The organism is Mycobacterium sp. IDUB_3, assembly GCF_055419585.1.
Window position 1 is genome coordinate 1,331,902 of sequence record NZ_JBVAXZ010000001.1, and the last position, 19,141, is coordinate 1,351,042.

Annotated in this window: 14 protein-coding genes; 2 read left to right on the forward strand and 12 right to left on the reverse strand. The window is 67.9% G+C overall.

All coding sequences use genetic code 11. The features are described 5' to 3' along the window. The 4 genes from mbtD to ACZYVJ_RS05825 are packed head-to-tail and all read right to left on the reverse strand — an operon-like array spanning position 1 to position 8,643. Positions 1 to 3,045 carry a mycobactin polyketide synthase MbtD gene (gene mbtD / locus ACZYVJ_RS05810; protein ID WP_463830152.1) on the reverse strand — a complete coding sequence of 1,015 codons (3,045 nt, stop codon included), beginning with the start codon at positions 3,043 to 3,045 and terminating at the stop codon, positions 1 to 3. Then, positions 3,045 to 4,373: a beta-ketoacyl [acyl carrier protein] synthase domain-containing protein gene (locus tag ACZYVJ_RS05815; RefSeq protein WP_463830153.1), complete on the reverse strand. Its 1,329-nt coding sequence runs from the start codon at positions 4,371 to 4,373 to the stop codon at positions 3,045 to 3,047. The genes mbtD and ACZYVJ_RS05815 overlap by 1 nt, the downstream gene beginning before the upstream one ends. After that, a complete protein-coding gene (locus ACZYVJ_RS05820) occupies positions 4,370 to 5,131 on the reverse strand; it encodes a thioesterase II family protein (protein WP_463830154.1) in 762 nt (253 codons plus the stop codon). Before ACZYVJ_RS05820 ends, ACZYVJ_RS05815 begins: the two co-directional genes overlap by 4 nt. Positions 5,132 to 5,139: 8 nt before the next feature. Next, on the reverse strand, positions 5,140 to 8,643 hold the full coding sequence (locus ACZYVJ_RS05825) for a non-ribosomal peptide synthetase (RefSeq protein WP_463830155.1): 3,504 nt from the start codon (positions 8,641 to 8,643) through the stop codon (positions 5,140 to 5,142). Between the two features lie 105 nt (positions 8,644 to 8,748). Here ACZYVJ_RS05825 and ACZYVJ_RS05830 point away from each other — a divergent pair, with 105 nt between their 5' ends. Continuing rightward, positions 8,749 to 10,416, forward strand: coding sequence for a (2,3-dihydroxybenzoyl)adenylate synthase (locus ACZYVJ_RS05830; protein WP_463830156.1), 1,668 nt, complete (start codon positions 8,749 to 8,751; stop codon positions 10,414 to 10,416). A gap of 15 nt (positions 10,417 to 10,431) precedes the next feature. On the opposite strand, the gene ACZYVJ_RS05835 is transcribed toward ACZYVJ_RS05830, so the two are convergent. From ACZYVJ_RS05835 to ACZYVJ_RS05845, 3 genes are all read right to left on the reverse strand, one after another. Further along, entirely contained in the window at positions 10,432 to 10,557 is a 126-nt protein-coding gene (locus ACZYVJ_RS05835) for an LmrA/YxaF family transcription factor (RefSeq protein WP_463832857.1), read from the reverse strand. 68 nt (positions 10,558 to 10,625) lie between these two features. Then, on the reverse strand, positions 10,626 to 11,687 hold the full coding sequence (locus ACZYVJ_RS05840) for a 3-deoxy-7-phosphoheptulonate synthase (RefSeq protein WP_463830157.1): 1,062 nt from the start codon (positions 11,685 to 11,687) through the stop codon (positions 10,626 to 10,628). A gap of 303 nt (positions 11,688 to 11,990) precedes the next feature. After that, positions 11,991 to 12,851, reverse strand: a complete 861-nt coding sequence (locus ACZYVJ_RS05845) for a LysR family transcriptional regulator (RefSeq protein WP_463830158.1) — start codon at positions 12,849 to 12,851, stop codon at positions 11,991 to 11,993. Positions 12,852 to 12,958: 107 nt separating this feature from the next. On the opposite strand from ACZYVJ_RS05845, the gene ACZYVJ_RS05850 reads away from it, so the two are divergent. Further along, positions 12,959 to 13,669: an SDR family oxidoreductase gene (locus tag ACZYVJ_RS05850; protein ID WP_463832858.1), complete on the forward strand. Its 711-nt coding sequence runs from the start codon at positions 12,959 to 12,961 to the stop codon at positions 13,667 to 13,669. Positions 13,670 to 13,700: 31 nt separating this feature from the next. Here ACZYVJ_RS05850 and ACZYVJ_RS05855 read toward each other — a convergent pair whose 3' ends face one another. The 5 genes from ACZYVJ_RS05855 to ACZYVJ_RS05875 all read right to left on the reverse strand — a co-directional run bounded on the left by ACZYVJ_RS05855 (position 13,701) and on the right by ACZYVJ_RS05875 (position 18,654). Beyond that, positions 13,701 to 14,318, reverse strand: coding sequence for a TetR/AcrR family transcriptional regulator (locus tag ACZYVJ_RS05855; RefSeq protein WP_463830159.1), 618 nt, complete (start codon positions 14,316 to 14,318; stop codon positions 13,701 to 13,703). Between the two features lie 97 nt (positions 14,319 to 14,415). Beyond that, positions 14,416 to 15,162 (reverse strand): maleylpyruvate isomerase N-terminal domain-containing protein, encoded by a 747-nt coding sequence (locus ACZYVJ_RS05860; RefSeq protein ID WP_463830160.1) that lies wholly within the window; start codon positions 15,160 to 15,162, stop codon positions 14,416 to 14,418. Positions 15,163 to 15,270: 108 nt separating this feature from the next. After that, the gene (locus tag ACZYVJ_RS05865) at positions 15,271 to 16,467 is read right to left on the reverse strand and encodes a PPE family protein, SVP subgroup (protein ID WP_463830161.1); all 1,197 of its coding nucleotides are present in this window, start codon (positions 16,465 to 16,467) and stop codon (positions 15,271 to 15,273) included. A 43-nt stretch (positions 16,468 to 16,510) separates the two neighbouring features. Continuing rightward, positions 16,511 to 16,657 (reverse strand): PPE domain-containing protein, encoded by a 147-nt coding sequence (locus ACZYVJ_RS05870; protein WP_463830162.1) that lies wholly within the window; start codon positions 16,655 to 16,657, stop codon positions 16,511 to 16,513. 338 nt (positions 16,658 to 16,995) lie between these two features. Then, the gene (locus ACZYVJ_RS05875; RefSeq protein ID WP_463830163.1) at positions 16,996 to 18,654 is read right to left on the reverse strand and encodes an NAD-dependent malic enzyme; all 1,659 of its coding nucleotides are present in this window, start codon (positions 18,652 to 18,654) and stop codon (positions 16,996 to 16,998) included. Positions 18,655 to 19,141 lie beyond the last annotated feature (487 nt).

Genomic DNA, 19,141 nt, shown 5'->3' on the forward strand with positions numbered 1-19,141 from the left:
CTAGGTGTCCAACCTTTCTAGCATCGCGAGCGTTGAGTGGTGCGCACCGATGGCGGCTCCGGCGCGCTCGAATGACGGCGGGGCCGCGGGCCCGCCGCTTGAATCGGCACGCAACGCGTCGATCAGCTCGGTCATCGTGATGCCGCCGAGCATGCGGGACACCGGAACCGAGTTGCCCACCGTGCGGCGCAGCCGCTTGCGTAAATCGAGTGCGAGCAACGAGTCCACGCCCAGGTCGATGAGCGGCGTGCCCGGGTCGATCGACCGCGAATCACCCAGGTGTAATGTCGCGGCCAATTCGGCCCGCACGATGTCGGCGAGGGGCTTCTCCGCCGAGACCTCGCGGTCGTCGTCCTCGCCGGCGCGTATGACGGTGAACGGCATTGGCATTCCCTGACTTTCGAAGAACACCTGCAGCCGCTCGAAGTCCGCGTCGAAAATCAGTGGATCGCCCTCGTAGCGGTACAGGCCGGCTTCGATGGCCTGTTCCGGGTCCATCGCCACCAAACCGGAGCGCTCAGTGCGGGTGATCTCGTTGCCGACCACCACCCCGGCGCCCTGCCACAGACCCCATCGGATCGCCGTGCAATCGCGACCCGTGGCGCGCAACTGGGCGGCCAACACGTCGAGCATCCGGTTGGAGGCCGCGTACGCCGCGTGGGTGTAGCCGCCCCACACGCCGAACACCGAGGAACAGGCCAGGATCCGGCAGTCCGGCCGCAGCGGCCACACGTCGGCCAGCATCGCCAACCCGCGCACCTTGGCCGCGCAGACCGCCGCCACATCCGAGCCGGTGAGCTCGGCACGCGAACGCGCCCGCGCGATGCCCGCGGTGTGGATCAGCAATGACGCGCCCGATCCCACGTAGTCGGCGGCCGCGGCGGCCAGTGCGGCGCGATCGGTGATATCGCAATGCGGCGCACGCACTTGGGCGTCGTACCGGTCGGCGAACTCACGCAGCGCCGTCGGGTCAACGCCGTTGCGGCTCAACAGGGTGACGGTCCGGGCGCCGCGCTCCAGGCAATACCGGGCGTACTGCAGTCCGATGGCTCCGCTGCCACCGGTGATCACCACGTCGTCCAGGGCGGCGGCATCGAAAGGACGCCGGGTCGCCGGTTCGCGGCGCGCGCGGAAGGTCCGGACGTGGCGTCGCGGTGATGCGGTGCCCCGCAACGCGACTTCGGCCGCCTCGCCGAGCAGCACCTCGACGACGGCTTGTGCCGTGCCGGCGTCGACGTCGCGGTGCGCGAGGTCGAGATGCCCGAATGGCTGGTCCGGAAATTCAAAGCCGACGCTGCGGTGCATGCCCGCCAGCGCCGCCTGCGCCGGAGAAACGCTGTCATCGCGGTCGACCTGTTCTGCACCGGCGGTGAGCAACCAGACGGCGCGGCATCGCGGGCCGATGAGCGCGGGGTAATCGGGTAGGCCGGCATCGGGCCGGCCGGCGATCTGCTCGATCGCGGCGGTGGCGTCGAGCTGATCGAGTGCCGGGGCGACCACCACGAGGATTTCTGCGTCCCTCGGTGACACCGCTCGGCAGTTGCCGTGTGCCGCGGCGGCATCGACGAGCCGTTGCGTCAGCGTGCCCGCGCCGACGAAGCCGATGTCAACGGGGCTCGCGCTCGGTGTGATCGGCGCCGTCGCCGGCTGCCAGTCCTCGACGGCCACGGTGAGCGCGGGCGTCGGCGCCGCTTCGGTCGGTCGTTCGGGCGCCGCCCACAGGTGCACCGCGCGCATCGGTGCGTTCGGAAATCCCCGCAGCGCAGGCCGGTCGGCCATCGGGACCGCGTCGGACCACCTGCAGCCGGGGTCAGCGGTGGCGAGGGCGGTCATGCTCGCCGACAGCGAATCGGTGATGGATCGGTCGCGGTGCCCCGAGCCGACGATGACGGTCGACTCGTCGTCGACGATGTCGCCCAACGGGTAGAGCAATGACGGGTGGGCGGAAAGCTCGACGTACGTGTCGGCCCCGCAGGCGCGGGCGTGCTGCACGGCAAGATCGAATCGCACAGTTCCACAGAGGTTTTCATACCAATAGTCAGAGAATTCGGTGGTATCACCCAATTCGGTGCCAAACGTGGAGCCGATGAACCGCACCGGCCCGTCCCGGAACGCCGACGTCGGTGTCAGCTCGGCCAGGCTCGCCCGCAACGCTCGCAGCGCACTGGTGTGGCCGGGGTAGTCGACGGACAGTTGCTGGCTGAAGATGCCCCGCTGTTGGGCCAGCTGTACCGCAGCCGCCACCGCCTCGTGATCGCCGGCGACCACGGTCGACGACGGCCCGTTGACCGCCGAAACTTCCAGCCAGCCCGGCGTCTCGGCCAGCAGCGCCTCCGTGATGTCGAGGCCGGTGCCGAGCACCGCCATCGCGTAGCGGCCGGTCAGCTGGTCGACGACGGTGGCGCGGGCAACTACCAGCGCGGCCGCGTCCGGCAGCGAGATCGCTTCCGCCACATATGCCGCCGCCACCTCACCGAGGCTGTGCCCGATGGTGATATCAGGCAGCACCCCGCAGGATCGCCATGCTTCGGCCAGGCTCACCGCGTGGGTGAACTGCGCACCCTGGATCTCGGGGCGCGACCAGTCGCGCTCCTCGTCGCCCACCAGATAGGGCAGCGGAGAAGGAAATCCACCGGATGCGAACGCTTGCGCGCACCGTTCGGCCGCGTCCCGGTAGGCCGGCAGGCACCGGTAGGCCTCGGCTCCCATCGCCTGCCACTGATTGCCCTGGCCCGGGAACACGAACGCGATGCGCGGCGGCGTCGCCTTGGCGGACTGCGAGACCAGTTCGTGTTCGTCGCCGCGAGCGATGGCGGACAGCCCCGCCACGAGTTCGGTGCGGTCAGCGGCTTGCAACACCGCGCGGTGACGTCGCAGCCGCCGCAACCGCAGCAGGGTGGAGGCGACAGCGGCGGTCGGATCTGCCGCGTCGTCGATCCGACTCAGGTAGTCGGCGATCGCCGCGGCGTCCTGGCGGATCAGATCGGGGTCGTGGGCGCTGAGCAGCACCGGCACGCGCCCGTCCGGCAGCCCATGGTTAAGCATCACGCGACCTCGGGGACGGAGACGATCAGATGGGCGTTGGTGCCGGCGATCCCGAACGCCGACGCCGCGGCCGTGCGCTGACCGTCAATGGCCGGCCACGGCGTCAACGTCTGAGCCAGCCGCAAACCCTGTTTCTCCCATTCGATTTCGGGACTGGCGTCGCCGGCGTGCAAGGTGGGTGGCACGGCGCCGTGTTCGGCGGAGACCAGCACCTTGGCCAGGCCCAGCGCACCGGCGGCGGCCAGCGAGTGGCCCACGTTGGATTTCACCGAGCCCAGCAGCGCTCCGGCGCCGGGCTCGGTATCACCGTAGGTCTGGGCCAGCGAGCGCAATTCGGTCCGGTCGCCGAGCCGGGTGCCCGTGCCGTGCCCTTCGATCATCCCCACCTCGTTGGGCTTGATCCCGGCCTGGCTGATGGCCCGCTGGAATAGCCGCACCTGCGCGTCGCCGCTGGGCGCGCTCAGACCGGCGCTGCGCCCGTCCTGATTGATGGCGGTGGCCCGCACCTCGGCCACGATCTGTCGGCCCGCGCGCAGCGCCGCCGACTTCCGTTGCAGCACAAACATCGCCGCTCCCTCGGCCCACACGGTACCGCTGGCCTGCGCGCTGTAGGGGCGGCAGTATCCGTCGTCGGAGAGCGCGTGCTGCTTGGAGAACTCGACGAAGAACCCCGGTGAGCCCAGCACGTTGACGCCACCCGCGATTGCCAGATCGCAGTCGTCGTTCTGCAGGGAGCGCACCGCGATATGGAAGGCCACCAAAGCGGACGCGCATGACGAGTCCAGGGTCAGCGCCGGTCCGGCCAATCCCAGGGTGTAGGCGATGCGGCCCGAGATCACACTGAGCGCGGTGCCGGCCAGCAGATGACCGCTGTGTTCGGAGAACTTGGCCATCTCGGGCCCGTATCCCGTCGCCGATGCGCCGACGAAACAGCCCACATCGTGTCCGGCCAGATCGTCGGGGTTGATGCCGCTGTTCTCGCACGCACGCCAGGCCACCCGGAGCGCGACCCGTTGCTGCGGATCCATCACGACGGCCTCACGGGGTGAGATGCCGAAAAACTCTGGATCGAATGTGGTTGCCCCGGTGAGAAACCCGCCGCGGTCGTGAATCTCCTTGAAACCGCTGCGGCGCGAGCCGGCGAGCAGTTCGCGCACCGCCCAACCGCGGTCGGTGGGAAAAGGGCCCAATGCCTCACGGCCGTGGGCCAGCAGATCCCAATAGCCGTGGGCGGTTTCGATGCCGCCCGGTGCTTCCACACCCATGCCCACGATCACGACCGGGTCGGCGCGCTCGGCGTCGAACCCATTCTCAGCCATTGGTATCACCCCGCATTCACCTGCGCGGCGATCGCATCGACATGGTCATAGACGTAGAAGTGGCCCCCGTCATATAGCGACACGGCGAAGGATCCGGCCGTGTGCCTTTCCCACTGCCGCAGCACGCCGGTGGCGATGCGGTGGTCGTCATGGCCGCCCAGTACGTGAATGTCGGCGCCGATGCGCACATCGGGGCTGGGGCTATACCCGTTGAAGGCCTGGTAGTCGGCGCGCACCGCTGTGGTCAGCAATTCGGAGAACTCTTCGTCGGCAAGCAATTCGGGGTCGGTACCACCCAAATCGGCGATGTCGGCCAGCAACCCGTCGTCGCTGGTCGGCAGTTCGGGCATCTCGGCCACGACGCATGGCGGCGGACCGGCCGACACCCACAGTTTCTGCACGGCCGTGCCGTGCGTTTCGGCGACGCGGGCGAACTCGAAGGCGACGACGGCGCCCATGCTGTGCCCGAACAGCTTCAGCGGCGCGACGCTGGGCCATGGCGCGGCCTGGAACAGGCTGACGGCCAGGTCGTGCACGCTGTCGTGAGCGGGCTCGCTGAGGCGATCCGCCCGCTGCGGGTACTGCACGATGTACGTGTCGCCGCCGGCGGCCAGCGCCGCTGCCAGCACCCGATAGCTCGCGGCGGCCGCGCCGGCGTGCGGAAAGACCACGGTGGCACCGGTGGATGACCCACCGTTGCGGCCCTGGGTCAGTTTGATCCAGGACGGGAATGTGGCAGACACGGTGATCAGATCATTCAATGTCATTGCGCTATCTACGATTTCGCCGTTTGCTGAGCGGCGGCCAGCACCGATTCAGAGTCCATGCCGATCACTTCGAGGTACAGCTCGGCGACCTGGTCGAGCCGGTCGGGGTCGTTCTCGCCGGCACTGAGCACCGCGGCCAGCGCCGCCACGGTTCGGTTGGCGAAGATGTCGGCGACCATGATGTCCGGCGCGTCCAACCAGGCCCGAATCCTTGCCACCGCCTGGGTGGCGAGCACCGAATCGCCGCCCAGGGCGAAGAAGTCGTCATCGACTCCGACGTTGTCCCGGCCGAGCAGGTCGCCGACGATCATTGCCAGCGCGGATTCCAACGGCGTCGATGGTGAGCGGTGGCCGGGCCGCTGTGCTTGCGAGACGGCGGTTTGCAATTCGCGTGCGACGGCCCGTCGATCGAGCTTTCCGGCATCGGTGAAGCCGATCCGCTCCACCACCGTCACGTGGCGCGGGACCATGTGCGCGGGGACCAGGTCACTGACACGCTGCCGAATCCGCTCGGCGGTCAAAGTCGTGTCATCGGTACACACCTGCGCGGCCAGCACGTCGGATTCCCCGGACGCGGCGATCAAGGCGGCCACCGCCGTCCGCACCCCGGGCACGCGCCGCAACGCGGTCTCGATCTCGCCCAGCTCGACGCGATAGCCGCTGATCTTGACGCGGTGGTCGGCACGGCCGACGAATTCGAGGGTGCCGTCCGGCCAGTAGCGCACCAGATCGCCGGTGCGGTACCAGATTCGGCCGTCATGCTCGACGAAGCGTTCCGCGGTGAGATCGGGACGTCCGCGGTAGCCGCGCGCGATGCCACGCCCGGACACCCAGAATTCGCCGGGGACCCAGTCGGGGCAGTCGGCGCCGGTGTCGTCGACGACGCGACAGGCGTTGTTGGGCAGCGGGATGCCGAAGGGCAGGGCCGTCCAGTCCTCCGGTATCGCCTCGGTAACCTCGAAAATGGTGTTGTGCACCGGGGTTTCGGTCGCACCGCCGAGTCCCGCGAAGCGCAGGTTGGGGGCCTCGGCTTGGAGGCGGCGCACCACCTCGGGTCGCACCCAGTCGCCCCCGGTGGGGATCACCCGCACCGAGGACAGCCGCCCGCGGCCGACTTCGACCAACATCTCCAGCCACCCGGGCATGAAGTGGAGCACCGTGACTTTGTGAGCGTCGATGAGCCGGGCCCAGGCGTCGGGATCGCGGCGCTGCGCTTCGTCGACCACCACGATGGCCCCTCCGGTGCGCAGGGTGACGAACACGTCCATCACCGAGATGTCGCCTTCCAGGGTCGACAGGGCAAGGCATCGATCCGTGGGGCCGATCTCGAAGTGGCGGCCGATGAATTCCACGGTGTTCATGGCCGCGTCGTGGGTGACCTCGACGCCTTTGGGCTCGCCGGTGGAACCCGAGGTGAACAACACGTAGGCCAGCTCGGCGGGATCGACTCTCGCTGCGTCGATCTCGGCGCCGGCACGAACATCGCCAAGCACCTCGGCGATGACCAGTTCGGGCACCGGCAACGACAACCGTTGTCCGCCGCACACCAGGGCCAGGCGCACCGCACCGGTGTCGAGGATGCGCTCGGCGCGATCGCGCGGCTGGTCGACGCCGATCGGCAGATACACAGCGCCGACGGACAGGATGCCCAGCAACGCCGGAATCTGCTCGGCGGTCTTGGGGCCCATGACCGCAACGGTGTCGCCGGCCGCGATGCCGGCGGTGTGCAACGCCGCGGCCACTGCCAGCGCCTGGTCGCGCAGTTGCGCGTAGCTGAGGTCGCCGGAACTCGCGAGCACCGCGGGGGCGTCCGGCCGTCGCTCGGCCTGCCGGAAGAACCCGTCGTGCAAGGCTTCTCCGCTAGGGTCGGCGGTGCGGGCGTTGGCCGCCTCGCGCACCGCGCGCTGCGCTTCCGGCAGCGCCGCGGGGCCCGGCGCGTCCCAGGAGTCGTCGGCGGAGGCCAGCCTGAGCAATTCGTCGATGTGGTAGCCGAACATGGCGTCGATGACGCCCGGCGGGAACATGCCTTCGCGCACATCCCAATTCACCAGGACACCGCCGTTGAACTCGGTGACCTGTGCGTCGAGCAGCACCTGCGGCCCCTGGGAGATGATCCATTCCGGTGCGCCGAATTGGTCGGTCACGTCGCGGCTGAACAGTTCGCCGAGCCCCAGCGCGCTGGTGTAGACCACGGGCGCGAGCACCTGGGTGCCGCGGTGACGGCTGAGGTCGCGCAGCACCGACAGCCCGGGATAGGCGGAATGGGCTGCGGCCGTGCGCATCGCGCCCTGCACTACCTGCGCCCGCGCGGCCGCACTGTCCGCGCCGACGAGATCGATGTCGAGCAGCAGCGAGGAGGTGAAGTCTCCGACCAACGAGTCGACGTCTGGATGCAGGGCCTGACGCCCGAACAGGGGCACGTTCAGCAGAAAGCGCGAGGTGGTCGACCAGCGCGCCAGGGTGTTGGCGAATCCCGCGGCCAGCGCCATCGCCGGGGTGATGCCCCGCGCCTGGGCGCGGGCAAACTGCGCGTCGCGGGTTTGCGGGTCCAGCCAGTGCCAGCGCCGGGTGCTGTGGTTCGAGCCCCGGCCACCGGTCGACGGCAACGTCGGCGGGTCGGGCAACTCCGGGAGGCGCTGCGCCCACCACGCCCGGTCGGCCTCGCGCGAGGGTTGCGGCTGCGCGTCTTCGGCCTCGATGGCTTGCCGGTACTGCCGGTAGGTGTAGCTCAGCTCCGGGAGGTGCCGACCGCCGTAGACGGCCGCCAGATCGGCCATCAGCGTGCGATAGCTCATCGCGTCGGCGGCCTGCATATCCAGATCGACGTGCAGCCGCGACCGCTCGGCCGGTAGCAGCGTCACGGCCAGTTCGAACACCGCGCCGTCGAGCTGCTGGTGTGATTTGGCGTCGCGGATCGCGGCCAGTCGCCGCTCGACCTCATCGGCGCTCATCGAGCGCAGGTCCTCGACGCTGACCGGGAAGTCGCCGCTCTCGTCGGCCGGGGTGATGCGCTGCGTGCCGTCGGGCAGGAATTGCACCCGCAGCATCGGGTGGCGACGCGCCAGCGCGGTGGCCGCCGCGCGCAGCCGTTCGGCATCGATCGGGCCACCGTCGAACTCCACGTAAAGGTGCCCGGCGACCCCACCCAGCTGCTGGTTGTCCTGGCGACCGACCCACATCGCGTGCTGCATGGGGGCCAGGGAAAACGGCTCGTCCTCGCCGGACGGCTCCGCGTCGCCGGGCGCCCCGGCGGTCGCGGTTTGCCGGTCGGCGTCTTGCCCGCCGGCGCAGACCAACCGCGCCCAGGCCTCGACCGTCGGGGTTTCGGCCAGCGTCGCGAAATCGATGGAGATGCCCTGGCGGCGCCAGCGGCCGGCCAACGTCATGATCCGGATGGAGTCCAGGCCCTGGCCGATGAGGTTGCTACCTGGCTGAACTGCGTCGACGTCGACGCCGAGCAATTCGGCCACCTCCGCCCGGATGTCCTCCGAGCGTGCCGAGGTGTGCACCACAGACCCTCCCTGAATTAGCACAGGCTGCCCTAATTTTTTGGTTACCCTATCCTTACTCCCTGCATCCCCGCTACTAGCCCCGTTCGAAGCCCCGCTGAAGGAGCCATGAGCCCGACCACACCGCAGCCGCCGGCCGAAGTTCTCGACGGGTTTGTGCCGTTCCCCGCCGATCGGGCCGCCGCCTACCGGGCGGCCGGCTACTGGACGGGACGGCCCCTGGACGCGATCCTGACCGACGCGGCCCAGCGATGGCCCGACCGAACTGCCGTCCTCGACGCCACGGGCGACACCGGCCTCAGTTATGCGGACCTCGACGACCAGGTCAACCGCGCGGCCAGTGGACTGCGGGGCGCGGGTATCGCGCCGGGCGATCGAGTGTTGCTGCAGTTGCCGAACGGCTGCCGGTTCGCGGTGGCGCTGTTCGGGCTGTTGCGCGCGGGGGTGATCCCAGTTATGTGCCTGCCTGGCCACCGGGCCGCCGAACTGGGGCATTTCGCCGCGGTGAGCGAGGCCACCGGAATGCTGATCGCCGATACCGCAGCGGGTTTCGATTACCGCACGATGGCGCAAGGGCTCGCCGAGCAACACACCGCGCTCAAGCACGTCATCGTCGACGGCGACCCGGGACCTTTCACCTCGTGGGCACAGCTGTGCGACCAGGCGAGCACCGGCATGCCACCATCGGCGCCCGACCCGGGATCGCCTGCGCTGCTGCTGGTTTCGGGCGGCACCACCGGCACACCCAAGCTCATCCCCCGCACCCACGACGATTACACCTTCAACGCGAGGGCCAGTGCCGAACTCTGCGGGCTCACCTCCGACGACGTCTATTTCGCGGTGCTGTCGGCCGGCCATAATTTCCCGCTCGCCTGCCCGGGCCTGCTCGGCGCGATGACCGTCGGTGCCACCACCGTTTTCGGTACCGATCCCAGCCCCGAGGCGGCATTTGCCGCCATCGCACGCCACGGTGTCACGGTGACCGCCCTGGTGCCGGCGCTGGCCAAGTTGTGGGCACAAGCCTGCGACTGGGAGCCAGTGACACCAAAGACATTGCGCCTCTTGCAAGTTGGCGGCGCCAAGCTGGAACCCGAGGACGCCCGCTTGGTGCGCGGCGCCCTGACCCCGGGGTTGCAGCAGGTCTTCGGGATGGCCGAGGGGCTGCTGAACTACACCCGGCCCGACGACCCCCCGGAACTCACCGAACACACGCAGGGGCGACCGATGTCGGCCGCCGACGAATTGCGCGTCGTCGATCCGGCGGGTGAACCGGTGATCCCGGGCGAGGAGGGCGAACTCCTGGTCCGCGGACCTTACACATTCAACGGCTACTTCCGCGCCGTGCGCGACAACGAACGCAGCTTCGACGGCCAAGGCTTCTTCCGCAGCGGTGACTTGGTGCGACTGCGCGAGGACGGCTATCTGGTGGTGACCGGTCGGGTCAAAGACGTGATTTGCCGTGGCGGGGAAACGATTTCCGCGGGCGATCTCGAGGAGCAGATGCACAGCCACCCGGCGATCTTCTCTGCCGCCGCGGTCGCGCTGCCCGACCCCTATCTGGGCGAGAAGATCTGTGCGGCGGTAGTTTTCAGCGGCCCCGAGCTGACGCTGGCGGAATTGAACAGCTATCTGGACGAGCGTGGCGTGGCCGTGCACGCTCGCCCCGACGTCCTGGTTGCGATGCCCTCATTGCCGACCACCCCGATCGGCAAGATCGACAAAAAAGCGATCGCCGGCCAGGTTTCGGCGCAACAAAGTCGCCCGGTCCGGGGCTGACCACGTCAGTGGCCGCTAGTTGAGGATCTCGCCAACGATCCGGGTGAGTTCGGCCGTGACCTGGTCCAGGGGTTCGATGGAGCGCTGCGCCCGACACATCGCGACCGTTCCTTCAACCGCGGCAACGATGAGGGTGGCGATGCGGCGGGTAGCAAACCGATCTTCATCTTGGACAGCTGATCGGGGTCACCGCCGAGCGCGGCCCGCGATCAGCCCATCGCCGCGTAAAGGTCGGCCAGCAGCCCCGCGGTGGTTCCGAAGTCCATGCACCGATCGGTCACGGATTGGCCATAGGTCAGCTCGCCGCCGAGCGATTGCGCGCCGGCCACCAGGAAGCTCTCCAGCATCAGACCGGCGATACCGCGCTCGCCGGCGGCCAGGCGTGCGGCGACCTCGGCCGTGACTTCGGCTTGCCGCACATGGTCTTTGGCAGAGTTGGCGTGTGAGCAGTCGAGCATGACCTGCGCGGAAAGCCCCGCCTTGCCCAGCCGTTCGATGGCGGCGGCCACCGATGCCGCATCGTAGTTGGGGCCGGCGGTGCCGCCCCGAAGGATCACGTGGCAGTCGGGATTGCCCATGGTCTGCACGACGGCCGCGCGGCCGACGTTGTCGGTGCCGAAGAAGTGGTGGGGTGCCGCAGCGGCTTTGACGCCATCGATGGCGACCTGGATGTTGCCATCGGTGCCGTTCTTGAATCCGACCGGCATCGACAGCCCGGACGCCAACTGGCGGTGCACCTGCGACTCGGTGGTCCGGGCGCCGATCGCGCCCCAGGCGACGGCGTCGGCGATGTACTGCGGACTGGTGGGCTCCAGGAATTCACAACCCACGGGGAGGCCGACGTCGATGATGTCGAGCAGCAATCCACGCGCGATGCGGATGCCGCGTTCCACGTCGAAGCTGCCGTCCATGTCGGGATCGTTGATGAGTCCCTTCCAGCCGATAGTGGTGCGCGGCTTCTCGAAGTAGACCCGCATCACGATCTTCAGCCGATCCGCGTACTCGGCGGCGAGCGGCGCGAGCCGGCGCGCGTAGTCGAGTGCGGCGGCGGGATCGTGCACCGAGCAGGGGCCGACCACCAGTAACAGCCGGTCGTCACCACCGGCGAGGATCGCCGAGATCTCGTCGCGATCGCGCTGCACGGCCTGGGCGCGCCGGGCCGTCAACGGCAGCTCGGTGCGAATCACGGCGGGAGCCGAGAGTTCACGGAACGAAACGATCCGATGATCGGACGTATCGATGGTCGCCGTCTCGCAATTGATGATGGACATGGAGGGTGTGTGCCTTTCTCTGCTGGCTCCCAGGGCACGCCCGCTGGTTCCCGATGCCCTGAAAAACGAAAAGCAGCGACCTTGTGGTCACTGCCGGGCTCCGGGTATCAGTCGTGCGGTTGCGTCAACCAGACGCTGCATCGCTGGCTCCACCCGGAGCCACGATAAAGCGCCAATACGCGCGCACGCCGATATTCACGTCGGCGAAGATACCACGCCGGGACGGCACCGCTGAAAGCGGCGTCGCGTTTACCCATGGCGCGACGCAAGTCTGGGAGCCAAAACCGTGATCGCCGAACCGAATCAGCCCAGACCAAGCGCGGCGATCTGATCGAGGAACGCGCGCGCCGGCGCCGATGCGCTGGCGGAGATGGCGAGGCCTAGGCGCCGCACGGTCTGGGGCAGCAGCGGCCGCACCGCGACACCGTTCAGTTCGGGCAGGCCGGCGCTGGGCAGGATGCTCACCCCGAGCCCGGCGCGCACGATTTCGAGCGTCGCGGCGATCTCGCGTGCTTCGAAGGCCAGGTCGAATTCGATCCCGGCGCGCAGCGCAATCGGCATGAACACTTCCGAGCAGCCACCGGTGCTACGGACGAACGGCTGGTTGGCCAAGTCGGCGTAGGTGATGGTGTCGTTGGAGGCCAGCCGGCTGTCGGCCGGCACTACCGCAACCATCTGCTGTTCGCCCAGGACCGCCGCGTCGAGGCCCTTGACGGGCAGGCTGACCACACCGGCCTCGGCGGCCCCCTGGTCGAGCCAATCCAAAATCTCGTTCTCGCTTCCCTCCAGCAGCCGGATGGTGACGGCCGGATGCCGCTGGGCGAACGCTCGTAGTTGCGGAGTGACGAGCGTGGCGGTCGCAGACGGCAGGCTCGCCAGGCTCAGTGTCCCGCTGACGTCGCCGGCCAAACCGGCGACCTCGGTACGCATCAACGTCAGCTGGCGCACCGCCTCTCGTGCGTGCTTCAGCGCCGTGGCACCGGCTTCGGTGAGGGCCAGCCCGTCTCGGCGACGGAGGAACAGCGGTAGGCCCAGCTCTTTTTCCAGCGTGGCGACGGTCCGGCTCACGGCCGGCTGAGATAACCCGAGTCGCCGGCCCGCTGCCGTGAAGCCGCCCTGATCGACCACCGCGATGAACGTTTTGAGCTGCGACAACGTCGTCATCGATCCTCCATAAGCTCAATGTGATCGCCCATATCAACAACGGTATGGGCCATTGGCTTTCCAAAACTTTTAGGTAATCATACGAATACTTTCAAAGGAGGAACACCATCACCGCGCGGCGAGTACTGATCACCGGGGCGTCGAAGGGTATCGGTCGAGCGGTCGCCGACCGAGTCGCGGCGTCCGGCGACACCCCAATCGGCATCGCACGCACCCGGCCCGACGACTTCCCGGGCGAGTTCTACGACGCGGACCTCACCGACCGGGCGGAGACCGACGCCGCGCTCAAGCGCGTCCTGACGAACGGGCGGGTCGACGCGGTGGTCAACAACGTCGCCGTCGCCCGGTTCGGCCACATCGGCTCGATCGATTTGGACGATCTGTTCACCACCTACGACCTGAACGTGCGCACCGCCGTACAGGTGGTCCAGGCGGTGCTACCCGGCATGCTTGCCAGCGGGTGGGGGCGCATCGTCAACGTCACCAGTCTCACCACACTGGGCACCGCGGAGCGCACGCCCTATGCGGCCACCAAGGCGGCGCTGGAAGCGTGCACCCGGATTTGGGCCGGCGAGCTCGCGCAGTCCGGCATCACGGTCAATGCGGTGGCGCCCGGACCCATCGAAACCGAGATGTACCGCGAACTCAGTCCAGCCGGATCCGAGCGCGAAGCTCGTATCCTGCAGACAATTCCGCTGCGCCGTGTGGGCACACCGCGCGAGATCGCACACGCCATCTGCGCCCTGCTGGACGAGGATGCCGGCTACATCACCGGCCAGATCATTCGGGTCGATGGCGGTGGAAGCATCGCCGCGTGATGAAGCTTATTGCCGCGCGGATGCCAACAAACTAGCCAACATCCCTGGCGCGCAACGCATCGATCAGCCGGTCCATCACCGCACCAGCGTCCGCGCGGGCCTGGCGAAGGTCCTTGGCGCGGGCAATGTAGAGCGTCGCCTCGCGCAGCGCCCCCATGATCGTCAGCGCTGTCGCCTCGACCGGCTGGCGTGGGATGGCGCCGGACTCGATGGCGTCTGCGAGCAGTCCGGTGACGAACCCGATGTTGTAGCGGTGCCCGATGTCGCTCCAGCGTTCCCATCCCAGCACCGCCAGCGCCTCGAGCAAGACGATGCGCTGCACCTCGGGTTCGGCGCACGCATCTAGCCACAGCCCCGCGCAGAGTCGCATGATCTCGACCGGATCCGAGTGCCCCGCGGCGGCGACGGCTTCTCCCATCCGGGCGGCCATCTCCCCCTCCACCTGTTCGAAGACCGCCGCGAACAGCTCTGTCTTGTCGGCGAAATGGTGGTACAGGGCCCCGCGTGTCACCCCAGCGTCGCGGACGATCGTTTCCAGGGACGCGTCGGCGAAACCCACCGACGCAAACAACGGCCGCGCGGCGCCCATCAGCGCATCACGCGTCTCGGCCGCGCGTTCGGCCTGCGTGCGGCGACCGCCTTTCGCCATCAACCCTTACCTTTCACACCACCCATGCATCTCATACATACCGTATGCAGGTCGTGGATTGTGGCACCGGCGAAGTGGCGTCGCGAACTGCGTCTCGTCAGAACACCCTGAGCCGGCGCACGATATCCAGCGCTGACGGGTCACCCTCGGCCTGCACACCCAAGCCCTCCCAGGCGCCGCGCTGGGTGACCCACCGCACGAAGGCCTGCGAATCGGACTTGATGCGCGCGGCGGTGCCGGAGTGGTCGCCGAGGCGCAGGGTCCGGGCACACATTCCGTCGACGCAGATCTCCGCGCCCGCGGGTAATTCGTTGAGCAGCTGGACATTCTGTTGCGGCAGAGCCGCTTCGATCCAGTCGAGCGTGGGGGCAAGCCGCAGCTCGTCGACGGGCGGCGGATCCCCCTCCAACGGCCCATCCGGGGGAAACAGGTCGTATCGAGTGTGAATGAAGGCCTCGAAGACGAACGTAGTCGGCACCACCGAAGCCGGGTAGGTGCCGACGTCGCCGAGGGGTATGTCGACGTCCTGGCCCTCGATTGCCGCGAGCACCTGAAGCCCGCGCGCGCTGACCGATTCATAGTCGGCCACAACCTCTTTGGGGGTCATCGAGCGTCGCGAGTCGACGTAGAGGTCCGCCGCGCGTTCGGCGGGCATGTCGCCGGGGCTGGGCAGCGTCGACGGATCGACCGCCAACCAGAAACTGCACGCCATGTGCGACACGAGGTCTTGCACCGACCATCCGGAGCAACCACTCTCCTTCGCCCACAACGGATCCGGCATTCGCGAGCAGAGTTCCAACACAATCCTGCGTTCTTCCGCGATGGCGTCGAGCGTGGCACTCATGAGACCCCTACCTTCTAGATACATACCGTATGTATGAACATACACACTGTATGTATGAAGTCAAGGTCGAGTCGGGTGCCGCCGGCGATGGGATTGGCGTAGCTCGGGTCAGCCGGTGCCGAGGAGGCGTTGCTTTTGTTCGGCGAATTCGGTGTCGGTCAACGCGCCGGTGGCTCGCAGTTCGGCGAGTTTGCCCAGCACGTCGGTGATTTCGCGTAGCTCGGCGGCGGTGCCGCTCGACGTGTTGCGCGAGGACTGTGCACGCTCGCGCGCAGCCGCGCCCGCCGGGATCTGGCGGCCACGCGGATCGCTCGCGTCGGCCGGTTGGCGACCCCGGGAATCAGCTGTGCCGCGGCCGGGCATCGCCATCAGTGGCGCACCGCCGAATAGCGGCATCTGGCCGCTGAACAGCCCACCCCCACGACTCGCCGGAACAGCGCCGGCGGCGCCGGGCGACTCGAGCGCGGCGAGGCGCACTTCCGGTGCCGCCGTGGACCAACCCTGCGGCACCGACATGCCGCCCAACGAGTTCGCGCGTCCCATTCCCGCGGACACCTTCGTCGCTTTTCCGGGCGAGCGCGAAACTGCCGGCCCATCGGGCTTTTCCGGCGCGGCTCTCAACTTCGCGCCCGGCTCCACAATCTTGTGTTCGGTGTCGGAAATGAACCCCGCGGCGCCCGATACCCCGATCAGCCCGGTGCCGTTGCCGAGGAATGCAGAGCCGAGCGACACCAAGTTGTAGGGGTTCATGAAGCTTGAGAGGTCGCTCAGCCCCGAGGTTGCCGTCGACGATGTTGTGAGGCTTTGCAGTGCGTTGGGCACCGCCGACATGGCATTGCTCGACAGCGCCGACTGCGCGTGCCCGGCCGAGGTAGCGGCGGCCTGCGTCGTCGCGGCGGTTTGCGCGGCCAGCCCGCCCTGATTGGTCGTCTGCTGCGGCGGGGTGAACGGTGTCACCTGTGAGGCCGCGTGCGACGCGCCCGCATAGCCATACATCGCGGCGACGTCCTGGGCCCACATTTCGCCGTAGGCGACGTCGGTGGCTGCGATCGCCGGCGTGTTCTGACCCAGCAGGTTCGTGGCGACCAGGGACGACAACTGGGAACGGTTGGCCGCGATCACCGACGGGTGCACCGTCGCCGCATACGCCGATTCATAGGCTGTCGCAGCGGCTTTGGCCTGAGCGCCGGCTTGCGTGGCCTGCGCAGCGGTGGCGTTCAGCCAGGCCACCTGCTGTGCGGCGGCGCCCGCCGTCGCCGCCGCGGACGGTCCCTGCCACGTGTCACTGGTAAGCCCCGAGATCACCGACTCGATGTTGGCCGCCGTGGTGTGCAGCTCATTGGCCAGCTCATCCCAACGCCGTCGCCGCGGCCAGCAGCGGCCCGGCGCCGGGGCCTGCATACATGCGGCCGGAATTGACCTCCGGCGGCAATACCGCGAAGTGCATCGAGTTCCTCTGGATCGTGGGGGCGTCCGTCGTCTGACCCCCGCTCACGTTCCCTTTGGTACCACGCGCCCTCAATTCTCAATCCTGGGCGCAACATCGGCACCGGGAGCCGCGGCCTCTCGTCACGGTGTCCCGATTGCTCTGCTGCGCTGGGATTTCCATGCAGCCTTCAAAGTCCTTGCCTACGGCCAGGACTGGCGGGTGGCTGGAAAGTGAACATCCTCACACCGAGGTCGGGTACCACGGCGGTAGGTCGCTTCGACAGCCGAAGTGATTACCGGTAAAGCCAGTGAGTCCGGCAAAGCGCAACCGGCGCAGATCAATTCGACTGCATCGCCAGTTACGGCTATGCGTTGCCGGCGAGCAAACGTCTGCTCGCACGGCATTCACGGCTGCCCGGACGCGGGATATTCGGGGATCCAACGCACCTGAGTGATGCGTTCGGTGAGTTCAGCGCCGCTGCGCGACGGGGCGACGCCGTCCGCGACGGCCTGCACGGCGACGGCATGCGCGATCCGCACCGCGATATCGGGCACGTCCGACCATGCGGGCAGCAGCGGCTGGTCGGGGTCGGCAAGGGCCGGCGACGCCTCACCCAGGGTCTCGGCGGCGACCCGCATCATCTCGTCGGTGATCCGGGTCGCCTGAGCTGCGGTCACGGCCAGTCCCATCGCGGGAAAGATATAGACGTTATTGCATTGGGCCACCGGACGTTCCACGCCGTTTCGGTGTAGCGGCGCGAACGGTGAGCCGGTGGCGATCAGGGCGCGCCCGTCGGTCCACTGATCCAATTCCGCGGGATGCGCCTCGGCGCGGCTCGTCGGGTTGGACAGCGGGAAGATGATCGGCCGCTCGGTCTTGCCGGCGAGCTCGCGCACGATGGTCTCGGTGAAGGCACCCGCCGCTGTCGACAGGCCGAGCAGGACACCGGTGTCGACATGGTGCACGACGTCGGCGAGCTGTGCGGGTCCTGAAAGACCCCAATCCGCAACGCGGCCGGGCGGCTGGGCGAATCCGCGCTGCGCGTCGGACAGGTCGGTCCGGTCGTCGGTGAGCAGGCCGACCACGTCCACAACCCAAATACGCTGTGAGGCTTCCTGTTCGGACAAACCCTCGGTCATCATTTGCCGTCGGATCATTTCGAGCACTCCGACACCGGCCGATCCGGCGCCCAGCATGACGACCTGTTGCTGCGAGAGCGGGCGGCCGGCGACTTTGGCGGCACCGTGCAACGCTCCCACGGTGACGGCGGCCGTCCCCTGGATGTCGTCGTTGAAGGTGAGGAGCTTGTCGCGGTAGCGCGCCAGGATCGGCAGCGCGTGCGTCGTGGCGAAGTCCTCCCACTGCAGCAGCACATTGGGCAGCTGCTTGCGCACCGCGGTGACGAACTTGTCGATGAATGCGTAGTAATCGTCGTCGGCGACACGCCGGTGCCGCCAGCCCAGGTATTGGGGGTCGTCGAGCAGTTCGCTGTTGTCGGTACCCACGTCGAGCACGATCGGAAGGGTGCGCGCGGGATCGATCCCGCCGATCAGGGTGTAGAGCGAGAGCTTTCCGATCGGGATACCCATCCCGCCGATGCCCTGATCGCCCAGGCCGAGGATGCGCCGCCCGTCGGTCACCACGATCACATCGACGTCGCGTTGCGGCCGGTTGTCCAGCACCTCGTCCAGACAGTCACCCTCGGCGTAGGAAACGAACAATCCTCGCGGCCGCCGGTAGATCTCACTGAAACGCTGGCAGGCCTCACCCACGGTGGGGGTGTAGACGATTGGCAGCGCCTCGGGGATGTGGTCGTGCAACACCCGGTAGAACAGCGTCTCGTTGCGGTCCTGCAATGCCCGCAGATAGATGTGCTTGTCGAGATCGTTGCGCCGAGTAGAGAATTCGTGCCAGCAGTGCTCGGCTTGTTGCTCCAGGGTCTTTACGGTCGTCGGAAGCAGACCCAAGAGTCCCAACCGCCGGCGCTCGGATTCGGTGAAGGCGGTGCCTTTGGTGGTCAGCGCATCGAACAGTCTGGCCGTGCCGCGAAGCTCATCGGGCATCGTCAACATCCGTTCTCTGCAGATTCACGGTGACGAGAAACGACGGGTTGTCCCGACCATCATCGACCATCGGAGGAGGCTTTGTCTGCGCGTAGACCCGTCGGGGTGGCCGGCCGCGGGGCGACGCCACCTCTGGCAACTTCGGGTCGACGGCCGGGGCGCTGGGTCCCGACGTTACCGGGGCAGTCTCCGCTCACCATGGACAGAACCAGGCGCTGAATAACCGCGTTCGCCGTTTATCCGTCTGGCGCGCAAAGATTTCCACGACGCCGGGAATTCGAGCTCGCGATTACGCGTGCTGCGGCCACGTGACAAGGTTCACCATGGCGATTCAACCGGAGCACAGTTTGCTGTCGGTGCGCAGTCGGTCACCGGACTCGTGCACCCGGGCTGGCATTAGCAGGGCCGTAGGACCCAGTGCTGCGGCCCTTTTGGGAATCGATCGGTTGTTTGCCCGGGTCATCGGCGCGAGGAATCTTTCGCTGAC